The organism is Catenulispora acidiphila DSM 44928, from assembly GCF_000024025.1.
In the GTDB taxonomy this organism is placed as follows: Bacteria; Actinomycetota; Actinomycetes; order Streptomycetales; family Catenulisporaceae; genus Catenulispora; species Catenulispora acidiphila.
The window spans coordinates 3,534,334-3,551,689 of sequence record NC_013131.1 but is presented as its reverse complement, the minus strand read 5'-3'; the positions used below and the strand labels follow the sequence as shown (position 1 = coordinate 3,551,689).

14 protein-coding genes are annotated in these 17,356 nt (G+C 68.8%); 6 read left to right on the top strand and 8 right to left on the bottom strand.

Annotation, left to right across the window (positions count from 1 at the left end; genetic code table 11):
* Positions 1 to 7: 7 nt before the first annotated feature.
* Together CACI_RS16010 and CACI_RS16005 are read right to left on the bottom strand one after the other, a co-directional pair.
* Positions 8 to 2,059 (bottom strand): hypothetical protein, encoded by a 2,052-nt coding sequence (locus tag CACI_RS16010; protein ID WP_012787419.1) that lies wholly within the window; start codon positions 2,057 to 2,059, stop codon positions 8 to 10.
* Positions 2,060 to 2,070: 11 nt separating this feature from the next.
* Positions 2,071 to 2,958, bottom strand: a complete 888-nt coding sequence (locus CACI_RS16005; RefSeq protein ID WP_012787418.1) for an SGNH/GDSL hydrolase family protein — start codon at positions 2,956 to 2,958, stop codon at positions 2,071 to 2,073.
* A gap of 59 nt (positions 2,959 to 3,017) precedes the next feature.
* On the opposite strand from CACI_RS16005, the gene CACI_RS16000 reads away from it, so the two are divergent.
* Positions 3,018 to 4,313, top strand: coding sequence for a PucR family transcriptional regulator (locus tag CACI_RS16000; RefSeq protein ID WP_012787417.1), 1,296 nt, complete (start codon positions 3,018 to 3,020; stop codon positions 4,311 to 4,313).
* Positions 4,314 to 4,347: 34 nt separating this feature from the next.
* Here the strand turns inward: CACI_RS16000 and CACI_RS15995 are convergent, their stop codons facing one another.
* Positions 4,348 to 5,592 carry an FAD-dependent oxidoreductase gene (locus CACI_RS15995; protein ID WP_012787416.1) on the bottom strand — a complete coding sequence of 415 codons (1,245 nt, stop codon included), beginning with the start codon at positions 5,590 to 5,592 and terminating at the stop codon, positions 4,348 to 4,350.
* Positions 5,593 to 5,746: 154 nt separating this feature from the next.
* Between CACI_RS15995 and CACI_RS15990 the strand changes: the two genes are divergently transcribed.
* Positions 5,747 to 6,640, top strand: a complete 894-nt coding sequence (locus tag CACI_RS15990) for a LysR family transcriptional regulator (protein WP_012787415.1) — start codon at positions 5,747 to 5,749, stop codon at positions 6,638 to 6,640.
* A gap of 72 nt (positions 6,641 to 6,712) precedes the next feature.
* Complete coding sequence (locus CACI_RS45620; protein WP_012787414.1) at positions 6,713 to 7,546, top strand: VOC family protein; 834 nt, start codon at positions 6,713 to 6,715, stop codon at positions 7,544 to 7,546.
* Positions 7,547 to 7,635: 89 nt separating this feature from the next.
* On the opposite strand, the gene CACI_RS15980 is transcribed toward CACI_RS45620, so the two are convergent.
* The 5 genes from CACI_RS15980 to CACI_RS15960 all read right to left on the bottom strand — a co-directional run bounded on the left by CACI_RS15980 (position 7,636) and on the right by CACI_RS15960 (position 14,462).
* A complete protein-coding gene (locus CACI_RS15980) occupies positions 7,636 to 8,223 on the bottom strand; it encodes a TetR/AcrR family transcriptional regulator (protein WP_012787413.1) in 588 nt (195 codons plus the stop codon).
* Between the two features lie 144 nt (positions 8,224 to 8,367).
* Positions 8,368 to 11,679, bottom strand: coding sequence for a penicillin acylase family protein (locus CACI_RS15975; RefSeq protein ID WP_012787412.1), 3,312 nt, complete (start codon positions 11,677 to 11,679; stop codon positions 8,368 to 8,370).
* A gap of 146 nt (positions 11,680 to 11,825) precedes the next feature.
* Positions 11,826 to 12,575 carry a bestrophin-like domain gene (locus tag CACI_RS15970; RefSeq protein WP_012787411.1) on the bottom strand — a complete coding sequence of 250 codons (750 nt, stop codon included), beginning with the start codon at positions 12,573 to 12,575 and terminating at the stop codon, positions 11,826 to 11,828.
* Between the two features lie 19 nt (positions 12,576 to 12,594).
* Complete coding sequence (locus CACI_RS51190; RefSeq protein WP_012787410.1) at positions 12,595 to 13,779, bottom strand: hypothetical protein; 1,185 nt, start codon at positions 13,777 to 13,779, stop codon at positions 12,595 to 12,597.
* A gap of 146 nt (positions 13,780 to 13,925) precedes the next feature.
* Positions 13,926 to 14,462: an LOG family protein gene (locus CACI_RS15960; RefSeq protein WP_012787409.1), complete on the bottom strand. Its 537-nt coding sequence runs from the start codon at positions 14,460 to 14,462 to the stop codon at positions 13,926 to 13,928.
* 102 nt (positions 14,463 to 14,564) lie between these two features.
* On the opposite strand from CACI_RS15960, the gene CACI_RS15955 reads away from it, so the two are divergent.
* The 3 genes from CACI_RS15955 (at position 14,565) to CACI_RS15945 (ending at position 17,200) form a co-directional block, all read left to right on the top strand.
* A complete protein-coding gene (locus tag CACI_RS15955; protein WP_012787408.1) occupies positions 14,565 to 15,008 on the top strand; it encodes a universal stress protein in 444 nt (147 codons plus the stop codon).
* A gap of 62 nt (positions 15,009 to 15,070) precedes the next feature.
* Positions 15,071 to 15,844, top strand: a complete 774-nt coding sequence (locus CACI_RS15950) for a maleylpyruvate isomerase family mycothiol-dependent enzyme (protein WP_012787407.1) — start codon at positions 15,071 to 15,073, stop codon at positions 15,842 to 15,844.
* Positions 15,845 to 16,105: 261 nt separating this feature from the next.
* Positions 16,106 to 17,200: an ABC transporter ATP-binding protein gene (locus CACI_RS15945; protein WP_012787406.1), complete on the top strand. Its 1,095-nt coding sequence runs from the start codon at positions 16,106 to 16,108 to the stop codon at positions 17,198 to 17,200.
* Positions 17,201 to 17,356: the final 156 nt, after the last annotated feature.

Sequence of the window (17,356 nt, the reverse complement as noted above, 5' to 3'; positions counted from 1 at the left end):
GCCACTGTCACGACACCGGCGGCTCGGCGCATGGCGCACTGCCGCAGACGTCGATGACCACACCGGTGGTGAGGAACACGGCCTTCTGCAGCCGCACCGCCGGCGAGTTGCGGGGATCCTCGTGCGGGTCGTGGCCGTACTGCGGTCCGGTCGGGGCGGTGTTCGTCAGGGGCGCCGGGGGCGTGCCGCTGTCCCAGACCACCATCGCCGAACCCTTATATGCCGGGCCGATCATCGGCGCGATGCCCCAGTACGGAGCGGTGTCCGGCGAGCGGCCGGAGGCGAGCGCGGGCACGTGCAGCCGTGCGCCGATGGTCCGCGCCTCGACGTCCGCCGCCACGTTCGCCACCTGGTGGTCGCCGAACGCGACGTCCATCAGGACTTCGTGGCCGTCGGTGAGGTGTTGGGCGTAGCCGTCGGTCTCGGCGTGGTCCCAGAGCATCTGCATGAGCTGGAACACGATCTGCTGTTGGAGCTTGTCGGGGTATCCGGCGTCCAGCGCCGGTTGCAGCTCGGTGAAGTCGACAGACCGGTTCAGCAGGATGCTGTAGTTCATCGCGGTGACGCCCAGGACGGCGCGCTTCACGTCCGGGGAGACCGCGACCAGCACGCCGCCGAGGATGCCGCCCTGGCTGTTGCCGTCGTAGACCACGCCGGCGCGGCTGTCGAGCAGGGAGCGGCCGTCGGCAGTCCGGAACGCCGGGGAAGCGGCGAAGCCAGCCGGGTTGACCAGATCGCGGCCGAGGAACAAGGCGTTCAGGACGCCTTGCTGCGTGCGCTCGGTGACTTCCGGGAACGCGCTGAGGTTCGCCAGCGCCGCTATGACAGTGTTCGGATCGTCCGCAGCCATCCCGATCCAGTCGGTCGCGCAGAAGGTGAAGTCGTGCTCGCCGGCCATGGCCTTCACATTGCCCGACCCGACCTCGTTGCGGCTGCCGAGCAGACCATGACCGTAGAGCGCGGCTTGCGAGGGCTTCGTCCACGCCGCGCGCGGGATCTCGCAACGGAAGTCGGCGGTCTGGATGTTGCCGGGGAGCTGCGCGGGACGGCCGTTGGGTCCCCGGTTGAACACCGAGCCGGTGGGTCCGCCGGGTTGGGACAAGTAGCTGGGGAGTTGGATCGTGCCCTCGACGACGCGGGCAATATTCGGGTCCTGAGTCGCGGTCAGGTCGGTCACGGAGGTGACGGTGTACGTCGGCGCGGCGGATCCGAGGCGGGCAAAGGCGTTGTCGCGGATCGAGGTGAGGTCGCCGGTCAGGCTCGCGGTGCTGGCGACGGTGAAGTCCCAGGCAAGGTAGAGGTCTGAGGTACGCACGCCGTTGCGGCGCAGTGTGGTGAGCACCGGCTTGAGTTCACGCTGTCGCTCCGACAGCGGATCTTGTTTGGGCAGCTGGTGGCTGAGGATTCGGGCGAACGGTGCCGGTGCTGGGATCTTCGCGCCGGTCGCGGATCGCAGATTCCTGATGCCGACGGCGTAGTGGTGGCCGTCGAGGAAGTCGCGGGCGGGATGCACGAGCAGCGCGCGGTGCTGCGGGTCGTTGGCGTCGATTTCGGCCCAGTAGGGCCAGCGCGCGCCGGTGGTCTCGTCGATGATGACGATCGGCGCGTCGGCGACGAGCGAGCGGCCGATGTCGGTGACCGGCGCCAGACCGCTGGCTGCGAGATCGAGACCGGGGACGGTCAGGACCAGCGCCGAGCCCGGAGAGAAGCCATCGAGGCGGTTCCAGGCGGTGGGATCGGCGGGTCCGGCCAGGGCACTGACCGGCAGATCCGAGGCGGTGAAGTCGATGCGGCGGCCGGTCGGGATGGAGTGGTCCGGACGTGTGTACCAGTCGTCGGGGAACGGCAGCAGGCACGCGGTGCCGGCGATCGGGTCGCAGCCGGTGTGTGCGGGCGACGGAGCCGACGAGGGCGTGGCCGAGGAGGCGGGCAAGGAGGCGAGCGAGGCGGCGGCATCTTGCGCATCAGCCGGTGAGGTGAAGCCTGCGGCAAGTCCGACCGCGAGAGCGGCGGCGAGCGTCGTGCCCGCCGCCGATCTGGTCAGGGAACGCATACGCATGGTCGGCGGGCTCAGCCGTTGGCGACCACGGCGCCGACGATGCGCGCGTACGCTGCTTCCCCGGCTTGGTTCGGGTGCAGCGGGGCGGCCAGCGATAGCGGCACGAAGCCCTCGACCCAGCGTGCACTCTCGCTCTGGCAGGAGTCGTGACCGGCGCTGGGGGTGCGCACGTCGACGTAGGTCGCGCCGTTGGCGGCCGCGGTGGTGGCGATGACGCCGTTGAGGTAGTCGACCTCGCTCTGCAGCCAGGTGGCGTCCGAGCCCAGCAGCGGCTGGGTCGGCCAGCAGCCGCCGGCCTTGATGTAGAGCCCGTATCCGGTCACCAGGACGCGGGCTTGCGGGGAGCGCTGGTGGATTCCGGCCAGGACCGCGGCCAGCTTCGGCGCGAAGGCGTCGCTGCGGGCGGCGACCGAGTCGACCCCGTTGACCACGTACTTGCCTTCACAGGGTGCTGCGAAGGGGTTCAGCTGCTCGCAGGCTTGCGCGACGCCGACCAGCCCGACGTCGTTGCCGCCGATGGTGAGCGTGACCAGCGTGGTGTCGGGGGTGAGCGCGTCGAACTGCGGCGGCGCGGTGCCGGCGGAGACCCCGGCGATCGACAGCGGCTGCGGGTTGGTCATGTGGAAGGTGCTGGCACCGCTGCAAGTGACGTCGCGCAGGACCGGGATGCCGAGCGAGGCGGCCATGTCGTGCGCGTAGTTGTGGGTCGAGCGCGCGCACGCCAGCTGCCCGGTCGGGTCCGGGATCAGCGGCCCGGAGGCCATGGAGTCGCCGAGCGCGACGTAGACCTGCGGAGTCGCGGCGGCCTGCGCGGCCGCCGACGTCGCGGTGGCGACGGACACGGCGCCCAGCAGGGCACAGAGCCCCACGGCGGCTTTGACAGTACGTGAACTTCTCACGATGGGTGCTCCTCCGGGCTCTGTACAGGCTCGACCGATGGACGCTGTCGCCTGTCATCATGCAGACTCTTCGGGCACTGATTAACTGGACGGTAACCCAGACTTCGGCGGTGGATTCTGTGACGGATCACAAGACCACCGGGGATTCGGCCGGACCGCTGAGGATCGCCGGACGTCCGGTCGCCGCGGATCTGCGGGCGCTGGCGCCGGATCTGTCGCGGCGCGTGCTGGCACGGCTGCTCGAGGAGTTGCCGGTCTACGCGAACCTGCCCGGCGAGGAGGTCGCCGGCGACATCGCCGAGATCGTGCAGCATTCGGTACGGATGTTCGCCGACGCGATCGAGGCGCGCCGGGTCCCGGACGAGACGGAGTTGGCTGCCCAGCGGCGGTCCGCACAGCGCCGGGCGGAGGAAGGCGTGCCGCTGGACGCGATCCTGGCCGCGTATCAGCTCGGCATCGCGATGGTGTGGTCTCAGGTGTCTGCGGGAGCCACACCGGGCGATCACGCTGATCTGCGCGAGGTCCTCGAGATCCTGCTGGAGATCCAGCGCCGGATCCTGTGCTCGGTCACGGAAAGCTATCTGGCCGCGCGGCGCACGATCGACAGCGAGGAGCACAGCGGGCGGCACGCTTTGATGGCGGCGCTGCTGTCCGGGGCGGAGCCGGACGGGACGGTGCGCGCGGCGCCTCGCTACGCCGTGCTGACACTGCGTCTGGAACGGCATCCCGACGAGGACGCCGCCGCCCCGGGGGTCGCGGCGCGGCGGAAGATCCGGCGGGTCCGGGAGGCGTTGGACGCCTTCTGGGATCAGCCGTGTCTGACGGCGTTCCGGTCGGACCGTGGCACGGTTCTGATGCCTTTGGACGACGATGCTGCGGTTCTCGATCACGAGGGACTACGGGCTCTGATTGTCGACGCGGCTGGAGCGGCCGGGGCTCCGCTGACCGCGGCGGTCGCCGTCGCCGATGTCGCCGAGGTGCCGACGGCGGTCGCGCGCACGGCTGAGATCGTCGATCTGGTGCGGGCGACGGGACGGCAGCCGGGGCTGTATCGGTTGGCGGACGTGCTGCTCGACTACCAGCTCAGCCGTCCCTCGGCGGCGTTGCCGGCGCTCGCGGCGCGGCTGGAGCCGGTGGCTCAGAAGCCTGAGTTGCTGACCACGTTGCAGACGTACCTCGGGGTGGATCGCGATCGGCGCGCGACGGCGAATGCGCTGCACGTCCATCCCAACACGGTCGACTACCGGCTGCGGCGCATCAGTGAGCTGACAGGCTTGTCGGCGCATCGGACCGAGGATGTGGGCGAGCTGCATGCTTCGTTGGTCGCGCGTCAGGCGTTGGGTGAGCGTTCGTAGCCCGCGCGGGACGCCGTGTAGCGCCCTGCGATGCTCAGTCCGGAAGGTGAGCTCCCTGGCGGTCGAGTTCGCGGCGTACGGCGTCCGGTGTGACGTCGCTCTTGGCGGCGGTGAAGGCGGCGGCTACGCCGGCTGCCTGACCGGTGGCGAAGGCGGTGCCCATCACGCGGAGCGAGGCGCCGGCACCGCGGTCTCCGTCTACGGTGCGGCCGGCGGCGAAAAGGTTGGAAGTGTTCCTGCTCCACAGGACGTCCAGGGGTATCCCGTAGTAGCCGGGATCATCAATGTACTGCCATTCGACAGGCAGTCCCGGTCCGGGGTGGGACTCGATCGGCCAGGCTCCGACGGCGGCGCAGCCGGCTGTGGGAGCGGGCTGAAGCACGTCTTTCTCAGTGAGCTGCATTCGTCCGGTAAGGTGGCGGGACTCGCGCGTACCCATTTCAGGGCCCGTGCTCACGATGTAGGCGTTTTCGCAGCCGGGCAAGGACTTCAGGACGCGGAGATAAGCCTGCGCCTGGCGTCGGGCGCTGCGTTCGGCGCGGCTGGTGTCGACTGCGCTGCGCGCGTCGTAGCTCTCGTCGGCGAGGTAGGTGATGACGTCGTTCGACACTGGCATGCGAGCGATCAGTCCGGTATGGCTGGTGAGTTCCTCGGAGGCGCCTGATGCCTTGGCCGCGCGGACTGCGTCGGACAGTGCCTCGCGCGTCATGGCTGCGTCCGACGGTATGCCTCCGAAGCGGACGCCGAGAGTGCCGTTGAGGACCCAGCCGTCGTTGCCGTAGCGGACCTCGGCTCCTGCGAGGTGGCCGAGGTCTGCTTCGCCGCTGGCGTCGACGAAGGCCTCGGCCGTGTACTCCTGGAAGCCGGAGTGATTGGCTACCTGCACGGTCGTGATGCGGTCGTCGTCGCGCGTGGCGGCGCAGATGTGGGAGTGGAGAAGCACCTCGACGCCGGCCTGCTCGCACAGTTCGTCGGCGACGCGCTTGACGGCTTCGGGATCGAAGACCACTGCGACGGCCTTGAAGGAGGTCGGGTCGCTCACGGCGTTCAGGGCGCGCAGACCTGCCAGCATCTCCTCGGCGACGCCGAAGACGACCTGGCGGCGTTGCTGGGTGTGCAGGCCGCAGTAGGTCACGACGTTGCGCAGTGTGGCGGCGCCGCCTAAGCAAGGGCCGCGCTCGATCAGTAGGGTGCGGGCTCCGGTCCGGCGCGCGCCGATGGCGGCCGCGATGCCGGCGGAGCCGCCTCCGGCGACGATGACGTCGTAGTGACTGTTCAACGGTGATTCCCTTCCGGGGGCGCTTCGCGGACCGCCGATTGGGGTGTGTGCGTGAATTGACTCACCGAGTAGATCGGGGTTGACAGGGCGCGTCCAATGCCCGCTTGTCTGCGGGGCTATGCCTGACGGGCAGAGCGACGGAGAATAAGGGCTCGTGGAACTGCGTCATCTCAGGTACTTCGTCGCTGTCGCGGAAGAGGGCGCTATGGCGCGGGCCGCGGAACGGCTGCATCTCACTCAACCGTCTTTGAGCCGGCAGCTTCGGCAGCTGGAGCGGGATCTCGGGACGTCGTTGTTCGAGCGCACTTCGCGTGGCACGTCGTTGACGGCGGCGGGGACGGCTTTGCATCGTCACGCGTTGCTGCTGCTCCGGCTGGCTGATGCGACGCGCGATGTGGTGCGGGCTGGCGACTCTGTGGTCCGCGACATCGTGAGCTTGGGGATTCCGCAGGGTGTGCCGGCACAGCAGCTGATGCGGGCCCTCGCGGAGGTGGAGGAGCGTCTGCCGCACATCGCGATCAGCATTACCGAGGCGAGTAGTGCCGAGCAGTTGAAGCTGATTCGGGATGGGCATCTGGATCTGGGGATCGTGCGGGAGCCGCCGAGTGGTGGGCTGCGTGCGGCGCTACTTTTCGAGGTGCCGATGGGGTTGGCGGTGCGGCCCGGGCACGCGCTCGCCGCGAAGGCGTTCTGCCGGCTGAGCGATTGGGACGGGCTGCGGATTCTCGCCCATGGGCGGCAGCAGGTTCCGGTCGTGCACGATCGGTTGGTGGTCGTCGCGCACGATGCGGGGGTGGTGCCGCTTTGGCACTTCGCGCAGTTCTCGGAGAACGCGCTGGTGTGCGCGCAGGCGGCGAAGGCTGAGGCGGTGCTGCTGATCGAGCATTCGGCGCGGCGGCTTCTGCCGGACTGGCCGTGGCTGCCATTGGCCGAGCCGGATTTGGCGCTGACGACATGGCTGGCGTGGCCCGCGGAGAGTCGCGCTGCGGTTGCCGACGTCGCCGGGGTCGTTGCTGCTTCGTTGAGACGCGGCGCCGAGGCTGCCTGACTCGGTCACATCTTCGGAATTCCATCCGTCATAGCGGTGAGGACATCATTCGACCGGTTGGAGAGAGTGAAGATGTACACCGCTGTCAACGTGATCACCCTGGCTGTGCACGACCTGGACCGTTCGGTCCGGTTCTATGGCGAGGGGCTGGGTTGCCAGGTGGAGCGCCGGGACGAGGGTGGGGCTGTGGTGCGGCTCGGCGGTCCGGAGATGCCGCGGCTCGAGCTGCGGCCGTGGGACGATCTGGCGGGGGTCGTCGGGTCGGCGCCCGAGACCGACGGGTTCCGCGGGTTCATGATCTCGGCGATCTTCCCGACCGCCCAGGCCGTCGACAACCTGCTGGACGCCGCGGTGCGCGCCGGCGGGACGCTCGTGAAGCCCGGCAAGGGCGCCGCATGGGGCTACGCCGGGCACTTCGCCGACCCCGACGGCCACGCCTGGAAGGCCGTGACCAGCGGCAGCCCGCTGCTGGCGAAGTTCAAGCGCTCGCACCCGGCTCCGGCAGCGGGACCGGCGCTGGCGCCGCAGGAAGTCGCCGTCACCCTCGCCGTGCCCGACATGAAGGCCGCCAAGCACTTCTACACCGCCGGCCTCGGCTACGAAGTCGACAAGGCCTTCGGCAAGTTCGCCAAATTCAAGCCCACCCCCGGCGCCGCGACCCTGTCCCTCTACACCCGGGACGCCCTCGCCACCGACGCCGGCGTCGACGCCGCGGGCCACGGCTTCCGCGGCTACGCCCTCACCTTCCAAGCGCCCACCGAGGCCGGCGTCGACGCCGTGACCCTGGCCTCAACCACCGCCGGCGCACGCGTGGTCTCCGGCCCGGCAACCCGCCCCGGCAGCGGATACAGCACGGTGTTCCTCGCCCCGGACGAGGCTGCCTGGAGCGCGGCGCTGACGGTCTGACTAGCGGGTTCTCAGCCTGGCGCTATCGATGTATATCAGCTCTCGAACGCGAGCTGTGTCGACCGCGCTTTCGATCCAGCGCGACGATATCAAGCCCTGGATGCGATCAGACTCACCAGGTGGTCGCCGGCCAGGTTCAGCGCGGCGCGGCAGGAGGCGTCGTCGCCTTCGTTCAGCCACAGGAGGGTCATGCCGTCCATGACGGAGATCAGGTAGCGGGCGATGACCGGGGTCGGTGCCTTCCAGGACACGTCCAGGGATTCGATGAGTTTGGACGCGGCGGCGATGTATGCCTCGTACTGGCGCCTGGCTATTGTCGCCAGGCCGGGGTGGCGTAGGGCGTATTGCGTCAGTTCGTAGGTGACGCGGTGTTCGCCGGGGTTGGTGATGACGTGGCGCCAGTAGGTGTCCAGGGCGGAGCGGACTTTGTCCTCGGCGCTGCCGTCGCCGACGAGGACTTCGACGGCGAGGTCGAGGGTGTGGGCGGTGATGGTCTCGATGACGTGCTCCAGGAGTTCCTGCTTGGAGCGGAAGCTGTAGTGGAAGGCCGCGAGCGCCATGCCGGCCTCGGCGACGATCGAGCGGGTCGTGGCCTTGGCCACGCCGTCGCGCACCATCACGCGGATCGCCGCCTCGACGAGCAGTCCCCGGCGTTCGTCGACGGCTATGCGCGGCATCCGCTGATCATCCCCAATACTCGTGCGCTGGAACGCACCGGCGCGGCCCACGCCACGCCCTCACGCCCCGACCGGCCTCGCCCGGACCGCGGGTCGCGGTCCGGGCGAGGCCGTGTGGGGTGGCAGTGGTGCTGGTCGGTGGGCCTACTGGGCGTAGACCTGGAACTGGTACAGAGAGTAACCCCAACCGGTGGCGCGTTGGACTCCCTGCATCCGCACATAGCGCGCCTGGGTCGCCGGGAAGCTGTCCACGTCCTGGCCGCCGTCGCCGGTGGTCGTGGCGTAGACGGTGCGCCAGGTCTTGCCGTCGGTGGAGACCTGGATGTCGTACGCCTTGCCGTAAGCGGTCTCCCAGTTCAGGATCGCGCGTCCGACCTGCTTCACCGAGCCGAGGTCCACCTGCAGCCACTCGTTGTCGTCCCAGTTGCTGGCCCAGCGGTTGGCGCCGTTGCCGGTGACGGCGTTCTGCGCCGGGTAGCCGGACTGTGCGCTGGAGGCTGTCGCAGCGCCCTGCGTCGCCAGGTCGGCGGCGTTCACACCGCGGTGCGAGGGGTACTGCACGACCTGCTGGAACGTCGGCCGGTTCTGCCAGTTGCTCTGCGCGTCGGTGATGCCGCCCAGCGGGTCCTGCTCGATGGAGTCGGCGCACCACTGGTCGCCGGCGGAGCAGACCGAGTCGGCCGGGTAGACGCTGGTCGCCGGGGTCGCCGCCGCGGTGGACAGCGCGGACAGCAGCGCCGTGCGGCACTGTGCCAGGTTGCCGCCGCCGCAGAAGGTCTGCGTCAGGCCGCCGGAAACCGGCTGGCCGAGCACGGAGCGCAGATCCTTGTCGACGTAGGAGTACCAGCCGGACTGGAACGAGGAGCCCTTGTGCGACACGCCGGCTTCCGAGCCGCCGTACGGCGAGTCGTCCACCGAGAGCACGCCGGTCATCGCCGAGTACAGGCTCGCGCCCATACCGGGCTGGAACTCGGCCTGCACCAGCAGCGGCCACCAGGCGTCCATGATGCGGATCGCGTCGGAGTCGGCGTAGGTCTTGTTGCCGGCCGCGCTCTCCTTGCGCTTGGTGCCGTCGGCGAGCCAGGTTTTCAGCTCGTTCACGGCGGCAGCCTGCGTCGGATCGGTCGGGGTGCCGATCACCTGCAGCAGTTTCGGCAGCAGCTCCTCACCGCGCAGGTCGGTGACGGCCGCGTCCTCCATCGCCTTGGTCAGCGAGGCGCGGGTGACCTTGGTCCCGGAGGTGATCAGACCCTTGATGCGCTCGTCGAGCAGATTGCTGCGGTAGATCGAGCCGTCGCCGAAGCCCGAGACGGTGTAGTTCTGGGCGATCTTGTTGTTCCAGGACTCGTAGTAGTCCTGGTCCACGGAGTTCGGATGCGCCGAGAACGCGGTGTTGGCCACCGTGTTCGTGCTCGGATCCCAGTTCAGCCACTGGTGCGCGGCGTCGGCGGTGATCGGCAGGTTCGGGTCGTCGTTGGCCGGGCGCGTCGGGTTCAAACCCGAGTTGTAGTACGCCGTGTGCTGGGAGTCGACGTAGAACCAGTTGAACGTGTAGGTGATGTTCGACGCCGCCTGCTGGAAGCCGGCCGGACCGGTCACCACGCTCGGGTCGTTGAACATCTGGAAGCCGACGATGGTATCGACCTCGTGTTGGTACGTGGAGCGCAACGAGGTGTAGGCGACCGGTTTGCCGCCGATCGTGGCGCGCGATTGCACGATGCCGAAGTTGGTCCGGAACGCGATGAGTTTGTACGACCCCGCCGGTGTGCTGTCGGCGATGGTCGGGCTCCAGGAGTCGTCACGCTCGATCTGCTGCATCGGCGTGCAGACGCCGTTGTACAGGTAGGCGTTGGAGTTCTTGGTCGCCGGCGATCCGTCGGTGTTGCACAGCGTCACGGCGTAGGTGTCGATGATGTCCTGGCCCGCCGAGGTGGCGCTCCAGGAGTAGTCGGCGCCGCGGCCGAGCTCGACGTAGAAGTTCAGACCGGCGAAGGCGGCTCCACGGGCACTGATACCAGGAGCCTGAATCTCCTCCAGCATGAGCAGCTGCGGGGCGAAGTAGCCGGTCTGCGGACCGAAGACGGCGACCGGGTTCCCGGTGTCAGTGTATTGACCCGAGACCACCAGCGCGTTGGACATACCGCGCTTGGTCTTGAACAGCCCGGCCGGCAACACGCCGTTGGCCATCGCGTTGGTTTCCTTGCCCAGCGCCGGATTCGCCTTGAGGTTGGCGGCGGACGTCGCGGACTTGGCCGCGGCCGAGCCGGTCGCGGTCGTCGGAACCGTCGATGTCTTGGCGTTCGAGGCCGTCGCATTCGAAGCCGCCGCGCCTGAAGCCGCCGAACCGGTGGGGTCGAAGACGACCTGTTGCGGCGTCACCGATCCCGCGTCGGGCATCGCCACGCCGGAGGGGTTCGCCGGGCTCCCGTTGAACGGGAACGACTGCCCGTTGTGCAGCGTCAGGTTCGCCTCGGGGTCGTTCTCCTCGCGGAAGGCGTTCCAGATCTGGTCGCCCTGCGCGGTCCCGTACTTGGCCTCGGCGGCTTCCTTGACCAGCGCGGAGGCGACCTGGTTGCCGCCGCCGGCACCGAACAGCGCGCCGACGACCGAGCCGATCGCGACCAGGTCGGTGGGCTGGAAGTTCTGGATGCCGTCGCCGGTGAGGATGTTGGCGTTGCCGGTGAGGTCGTACTCGCCGGGGAAGTCGTCGCCGGCCTTCACGTCGGCGATGTACTGGTTGAGCCCGGCCAGGTAGTCCGTCATGTCCTGGTAGGCCTGCGCGCCGCGCGTCCCGCTGTTCTTCACCCGGTCGACCTGCGCCTGCAGATCGGGTTCGGTGTAGGCGCCGTTGAGGTAGAACTGCTGCTCCAGCTGGCGGTTGCCGGCCGCGCCGCCGGCGAAGCCGGAGAGTTCACCGCGCCCGACGTGCCGGAAGACGTCCATCATCCACAGCCGGTCCTGGCCCGCGGCGTAGCCCGCGCCGTACTCGCCGCCGGAGCGGGTCGTCCCGTAGATGTGCGGGATGTCCTGCTTGTCGCGGGTGATGGTGACGTCGCTGCGGCCGCCCGGGTTCAGGGTGCTGGCGACCTGGTTGGCCGGGACGCCGAAGGAGGAGCTGTTGAAGAAGTTCCCCAGGTTCCCGTTGGTCAGGCCGGTGTAGCTGTCGACCAGGCCGGCGTACTTGCCGAGCTGGTCGTCGGTGTTCGCCGGGCGGTTGCCGGTGGCCTTGAACCACAGGATCTGCGCGGTCGTGGCGCTGCCGTTCTCGCCGGGCGGCAGGATGTCATTGCACTGACCCAGGCAGTAGTCGGCGGCGCCGGAGGCGGAGATCGTGGCCGCCTTCGCCCTGGCCGCTCCCGCGGAGGCGGCCGAGGCCGTCACCGCGGGCACCGCGAGAGCCCCGCCGACTACCAGCGCGGTCACCGCCGCGGCCATCGTTCGGGCACGGATGTGCATGCTCGGTCTCCTTCCGGGATGTGTGGCGCGGCGCACGCTACTACCGAGTAACACGTTGCGGAAGGGCTTGCGGACAATCGACTGAGACAGTTGACCTAGTTCCGTCATTGCCCGGTCGTGTCATCGGGCCCTGATAGGGAGATCTCTTAGGGGAAGTAGCTGGTGAACGGCGCCGAATCGGCTCCCGTGCCGGAGTTGAAGGGATTGTCGAGGTTGTAGATCAGGATCAGGACGAATCCGATCATCGCCGCCATTCCCATCACCATGCCGACGTGCGTGAAGCGTTGCTCGATCCCGTAGATGAACGTCATCGCGACGGTGAGCACACCGCCGAGGATGAGCCCGATCCACAGCACCGACGGCATGCGTTTGTCGGCGTCCTCCAGGCGTCCGCGCCGGGCGTCTGCCAGGTTGCTGATTTGCGTCGTCGCGTCCGACAGGACGGCTTGGCGCGCGGGCGTGGAGACGTTGGCGTTCAGGAACGATGTGCGCACGTTGGTCAGGAGCTGCCAGCCGGTGTCGTCGACCTCCTTGCCCGACCGCATCTTCGGAAACTCAGTGTGGACGACGTAACCGGCGTAGGCCGAAGCCGCCGCCTGGATCTTCTCCTGGTCGGCGGGCAGCATCGAGGCGCCGAGCAGGTAGGTCTCGTTCAGGCTGCTCGCCTCGGAGGCGACGTGCCCCTCGGCACTGTCCTTGTCCTCCCACACCGAGACCAGCGCCAGGGCGAGGACCAGGGCGAACATGACGCCGACCATCATGGTCACGTAGCCGGCGACGTCCTCGCGCTCCTCGTCCTCCTTCCCCGGGAACACGCGGAGCCGCACGAACAGGCCCACCGCACCGATCAGGCCTGCGACGGCCACGACGATCAGACCACTGACCACATTCGACATTCGCCGCTCTCCCGCGGGTCTATTTGCGACGCGCCGCGAGGACCGCGGCGGCGCCGGCAGCCGGCATCATCATCACGAGGAGGAACAAGGACGTCTTGACTCCGGGGCGCGACAGCTGCTCCGGCTTGGCCACCGGCGGGATCGTCGTCTGGCTCGGGGACGGCGCCGGCGGCGTGGAACGCGGCGTCGGTGTCGGCGTTGGCGTCGGGCGCGGGGTCGGCGTGGGGGTGGGTGTCGGCGTCGGCGTGGGGGTCGGCGTCGGACGCGGCGCGGATGGACGCGGCGGGGTCGACGGCGGCGGGGGAACCGGTGTCGGCGTGGGGGTCGGCGTCGGCGAAGGCGAGGGACGCGGCGGCGGGGGTGGCAGCGCGACCACGGTGAATCTGGCTGCCGCAGAGGCCGACAGGGTCGGCGGCGGGACCGAGGAACCGCTGGATCCGGCGGTCGAGGTGTGGTCGCTCGCATTGACCGACAGAGTGCTGATATGCGAACCGGGAGCCAGGTCCACGACCGCTTCGCAATGAGCCGTCGCACCGGGTTGGATTCCGGCAGACAGTCCGGTGCAGGTGATCCGGCCGGACGGGACCAGCGGGTCGGACAGCACGACGTCATAGACCGGGAGGTTGCCGGTATCAGTGACCGTATAGACGAGGGTTGCCTTGCCACCGCTGGCGGTCGGCGTCACCGAGACCGAGTCGGTCGCGGATATCAGCCCTCCGACTCCCCGGTAGCCCACGGCTGTCGAGGCGGTGACCGAACGGTCCCAATCGTCGTCGCCATGGCCGTGGCCGAGGCCGTGACCGTCGTCGTCATCGAACGGCCAGCCGTCCCTGACGTGCCCGGTCGCGGTGGCCGTGCCGTCGTGGACGCCGGGCGCGGCGGTGAGCACGGCCACGCAGACCACGCTGCTGTGGTCGTCCAGCCTCGGGACGTCGGCGCTGCCGGAGGGGCAGACGATCGTCTCGCCCGGCGCCGCCAGGTGGACGTCGAGGACGTCCCGGTCGTCGGGATTGGTGATCCGGTAGACGACGCGGACCGGATTCCCGGTTCTGATCAGCGGATCCGGGGACGCCGGGCGTCCGTTCACCGTGACCGACAACTCCAGGCGCGGATGATGGCAGTCCGTGCCGGAGAACAAGGCCGACACCGGAAGGGTGCCGAGTACCGCACACAATATCGAGACAGGGCTCGCCAAAGGGGTCATCGAGGCGCAACGTAGCAATGCGCCATGGCCTTGACCAGCGATGGGACACCTGGCGAAAGTGGCGAAAAAAGCGGGCTCAAAGCATCGCTGACATATCCGCGAAAAACCCGCTCATCATCACTCTTTCGAGAATGCCTCGCGAGGTGTCAGGCGGGTGTCGCAGACTCCAGATATGCCAGCGCGGCGGCGGGCTCGTCGGCGAAGTAGACCAGATCGGCCAGCGGCACCGGCAGGAAGCCCTCGGCCTCCATGCGCTGGAACTGCTGCTTCAGACCGTCGTAGAAGCCCGCGGTGTTGAGCAGGACGACCGGCTTGGCGGTGTGGCCGTGCTTCTTCAGCTCCAGGATCTCGGTGGCCTCGTCCAGCGTGCCGGTGCCGCCGACCATCACCACCACCGCGTCGGCCTTCTCCAGCAACAGTTTCTTGCGCTCGGCGAGGTCGGCGGCGACCACCATCTCGTCGGCCTCGGCGCGCACGGCGCTGGCCAAGAACTGGACCGACACCCCGACCAGCCGGCCGCCGCTGTCCCGGACGCCGTCGGCGAGGACCTTCATCAAGCCGACGTCCGAGCCGCCCCAGACCAGCGTGTGGCCGCCCTTGCCGAGCCGCTCGGCGAAGTCGCGGGCCGGACCGGTGTAGCGCTCGTCGAGGTCGGCGGCGGAGAGGAAGACACAGATACGCATGAGATCACCGTACTAGCGCGCGATCCGTATGCTCGGTGGTGACAACGCACGAGGTCCTCACGAGCCGCTCTCCTCCACCTCCATATGCCGGGAGTCGCAAAAATGTTCGAACTGGGTACGGACGGGCCGCTCGTGATCATGGCGGGCGTCGACGGCTCCGAGAGCTCCGTCCGCGCCGCCGCGTATGCCGCGGGCCTGGCCCGCCGCCAGGGCGCGAAGCTGGCGCTGGTCTTCATCCAGCCCTACCCGGCCAGCGTCTCGGCTTCGGCCGCCTCGGAGATGATCGCCGCCGGCCGCGCCACCGCCGAGGATCTGCGCCGCCAGATGGAGGAGGCCATAGAGCGCCTGCCGGTGGGCACCGTCGCACGCTGGGAGTTCTACACCGGCGAGGGCGATCCGTTCCGCGGGCTGTGCGACTTCGCGGTGAAGCTGCGGGCCGACGCCGTGGTGATCGGCGCCTCGCAGAAGACCGGGCACCGGATCGTCGGCTCGGTCGCGGTGCGGCTGGTGAAGGCCGGCAAGTGGCCGGTGACGGTGGTCCCGTAACCGCGCTCTGGACCCCGATTAACCAGTGGCTCGGTGGCGAATCGCGGTGATAGACAGGCGCCGTGCCCGAGAATCTGGAGTTCCCCGAGCTGCTGCGGCTCCTCGGCGAGCAGGCGGCGACCCTGCGCGCCACGATCGCGTCCGCGCCCGCGCTGGACGTGAAGGTGCCGACGTGTCCTGAGTGGACGCTGCTGGATCTGGTGCGGCACATGGCCGAGGTGCAGAGTTTCTGGGCCGCCGTCGCCGATGCCGGTCCGGCGGACACTCCCCCGGGATCCCCGTCGGATTTCGTGGACGCCGCGCCGGATGAGCGCGAAGCTTTGCTGGCATGGTCCGCTGCGGCGACACAGCGGCTGCGGGACTCGTTGCGCGCCGCCGGTCCGGACGCCGCGTGTTGGACGTGGTGGGACACCTCGGATTCGCCGCAGACCGCCGGCGTCGTCGCCCGGCACCAGCTGCTCGAGATGAGCGTGCACACCTACGACGCCCAGAACGCCGTCGGCGCCCCGCTGCCCCTGCCGACCGATGTGGCACTCGACAGCATCCCGCACTTCCTGTCGACCTGCTGCGCGAACTCGACGCCTTGGCCGCACGAGCCCGCAGCGTTGGAGTTTCAGGCCTCTGAGGGTCGATCCTGGCGCCTCACGCTCTCAGCCGATGGCGCGCATCACACGCGCGTTCCGGCTTCCGCCACGATGACGGCGGGCACCACAGCTGTTCGTGGCACCGCGTCGGAGTTGGTCATGGTTCTGTATAGCCGGCTTCAGATCACGGATCTGACCGTCGACGGCGACCCGCACCTCTTCGAGCTGTTGCGGGACTGGGAGCCGGATTAGTCAGCCGCCGGCGGGATGGCGCGGTACGGCGCGCGACGGCGCCGGACGTGGCCGAAGTGGTGATGCGAGCAGGTTTTAGGATAACGATTCACCCGCTGCCACCTGCGGTGCGGCAATCTCTGCGGTTCCGGTACTTCCCATCGTAAATTCTCGGAGTACCTTCAAGACAACAACGGCCCGTGCCTTTCCCTCGGGCGCGCGGTCGGCCCTCAGACTTGGATCGTCCGGCACGTTCCTGCCGGTCAGAAGGGTACGGTTGCCATGTCTGGTGTCCTCTATCAGGACGCGTCCTGCATCTATCCCGGGTCGGACACTCCTGCCGTCGACAAACTGAACCTGGAGATCGCCGATGGCGAGTTCCTGGTTCTGGTCGGTCCTTCCGGCTCGGGGAAGTCCACCGCACTGCGTATGCTCGCCGGCTTGGAAGAAGTGTCCTCCGGCGGGATCTTCATCGGCGATCGCGACGTCACGCACCTTCCGCCGAAGGACCGGGACATCGCGATGGTCTTCCAGAACTACGCGCTCTACCCGCACATGACCGTGGCCGAGAACATGGGCTTCGCGCTGAAGATCGCGAAGGTCGACAAGGCCGCCATCGCCAAGCGTGTTCAGGATGCTGCGAAACTGCTGGAACTCACCGACTACTTGGGCCGCAAGCCCAAGGCGCTGTCCGGTGGTCAGAGACAGCGTGTCGCGATGGGCCGCGCGATCGTCCGGGAGCCCAAGGTCTTCCTCATGGACGAGCCGCTGTCGAACCTGGACGCCAAGCTGCGCGTGCAGACGCGTACGCAGATCGCTTCGCTGCAACGCCGGCTGGGCATCACGACGGTCTACGTCACGCACGACCAGGTCGAGGCCATGACGATGGGCGACCGGGTCGCCGTCATCAAGGACGGTCTGCTGCAGCAGTGCGACACTCCGCGCGGCATGTATGAGAAGCCTGCGAATGTCTTCGTCGCCGGTTTCATCGGCTCGCCGGCGATGAACCTCGTCGAGGTGCCGATCGTCGAGGACGGTGTGAAGCTGGACGGCGTGGTCGTCCCGGTCTCCCGCGACGCCCTCGGCGTGGCCACCTCTTCCGGTGCCAGTACCCTGACACTCGGCGTGCGGCCGGAGTCCTTCGAGATGGTCGGCGACGCCGAAGGGGCGATCGCCATGGAGGTCAACCTGGTCGAGGAGCTCGGCGCCGACGCCTTCGCCTACACGACCGCGCACGTCGGCGACCGCGACGTCGACATGATCCTGCGGGTGGACGCCCGCGCCGTCCCGATGAAGGGCGACACCCTCTACGCCCGGCCGCACGGCCATGAGACGCACCTGTTCTCGGCGAGCACCGGCGAGCGGCTGGAGGTCTGATCCGCTGACGCGGAACGAGAAAGCCGGGCGGGCCCGACCGCCCGGCTTTCGCCGTGGGTGGGCGCGGGGGGCGGGGATCGCGGATCGCGTGGTCGGCGGCGGATCGCGTTATCGGAGGCGGATCGCGTCGTCGGCGGCGAGGGCGCGCGTTTGGGC

Bases quoted from the DNA above. Each gene is read 5' to 3' on its own strand.
- CACI_RS15955 (WP_012787408.1), top strand. From the start codon at position 14,565: ATGTTCGAACTGGGTACGGACGGGCCGCTCGTGATCATGGCGGGCGTC.
- CACI_RS51190 (WP_012787410.1), bottom strand. From the start codon at position 13,779: ATGACCCCTTTGGCGAGCCCTGTCTCGATATTGTGTGCGGTACTCGGC.
- CACI_RS45620 (WP_012787414.1), top strand. From the start codon at position 6,713: ATGTACACCGCTGTCAACGTGATCACCCTGGCTGTGCACGACCTGGAC.
- CACI_RS15960 (WP_012787409.1), bottom strand. From the start codon at position 14,462: ATGCGTATCTGTGTCTTCCTCTCCGCCGCCGACCTCGACGAGCGCTAC.
- CACI_RS15975 (WP_012787412.1), bottom strand. From the start codon at position 11,679: ATGCACATCCGTGCCCGAACGATGGCCGCGGCGGTGACCGCGCTGGTA.
- CACI_RS16000 (WP_012787417.1), top strand. From the start codon at position 3,018: ATGCAGACTCTTCGGGCACTGATTAACTGGACGGTAACCCAGACTTCG.
- CACI_RS15945 (WP_012787406.1), top strand. From the start codon at position 16,106: ATGTCTGGTGTCCTCTATCAGGACGCGTCCTGCATCTATCCCGGGTCG.
- CACI_RS16010 (WP_012787419.1), bottom strand. From the start codon at position 2,059: ATGCGTATGCGTTCCCTGACCAGATCGGCGGCGGGCACGACGCTCGCC.
- CACI_RS15970 (WP_012787411.1), bottom strand. From the start codon at position 12,575: ATGTCGAATGTGGTCAGTGGTCTGATCGTCGTGGCCGTCGCAGGCCTG.
- CACI_RS15980 (WP_012787413.1), bottom strand. From the start codon at position 8,223: ATGCCGCGCATAGCCGTCGACGAACGCCGGGGACTGCTCGTCGAGGCG.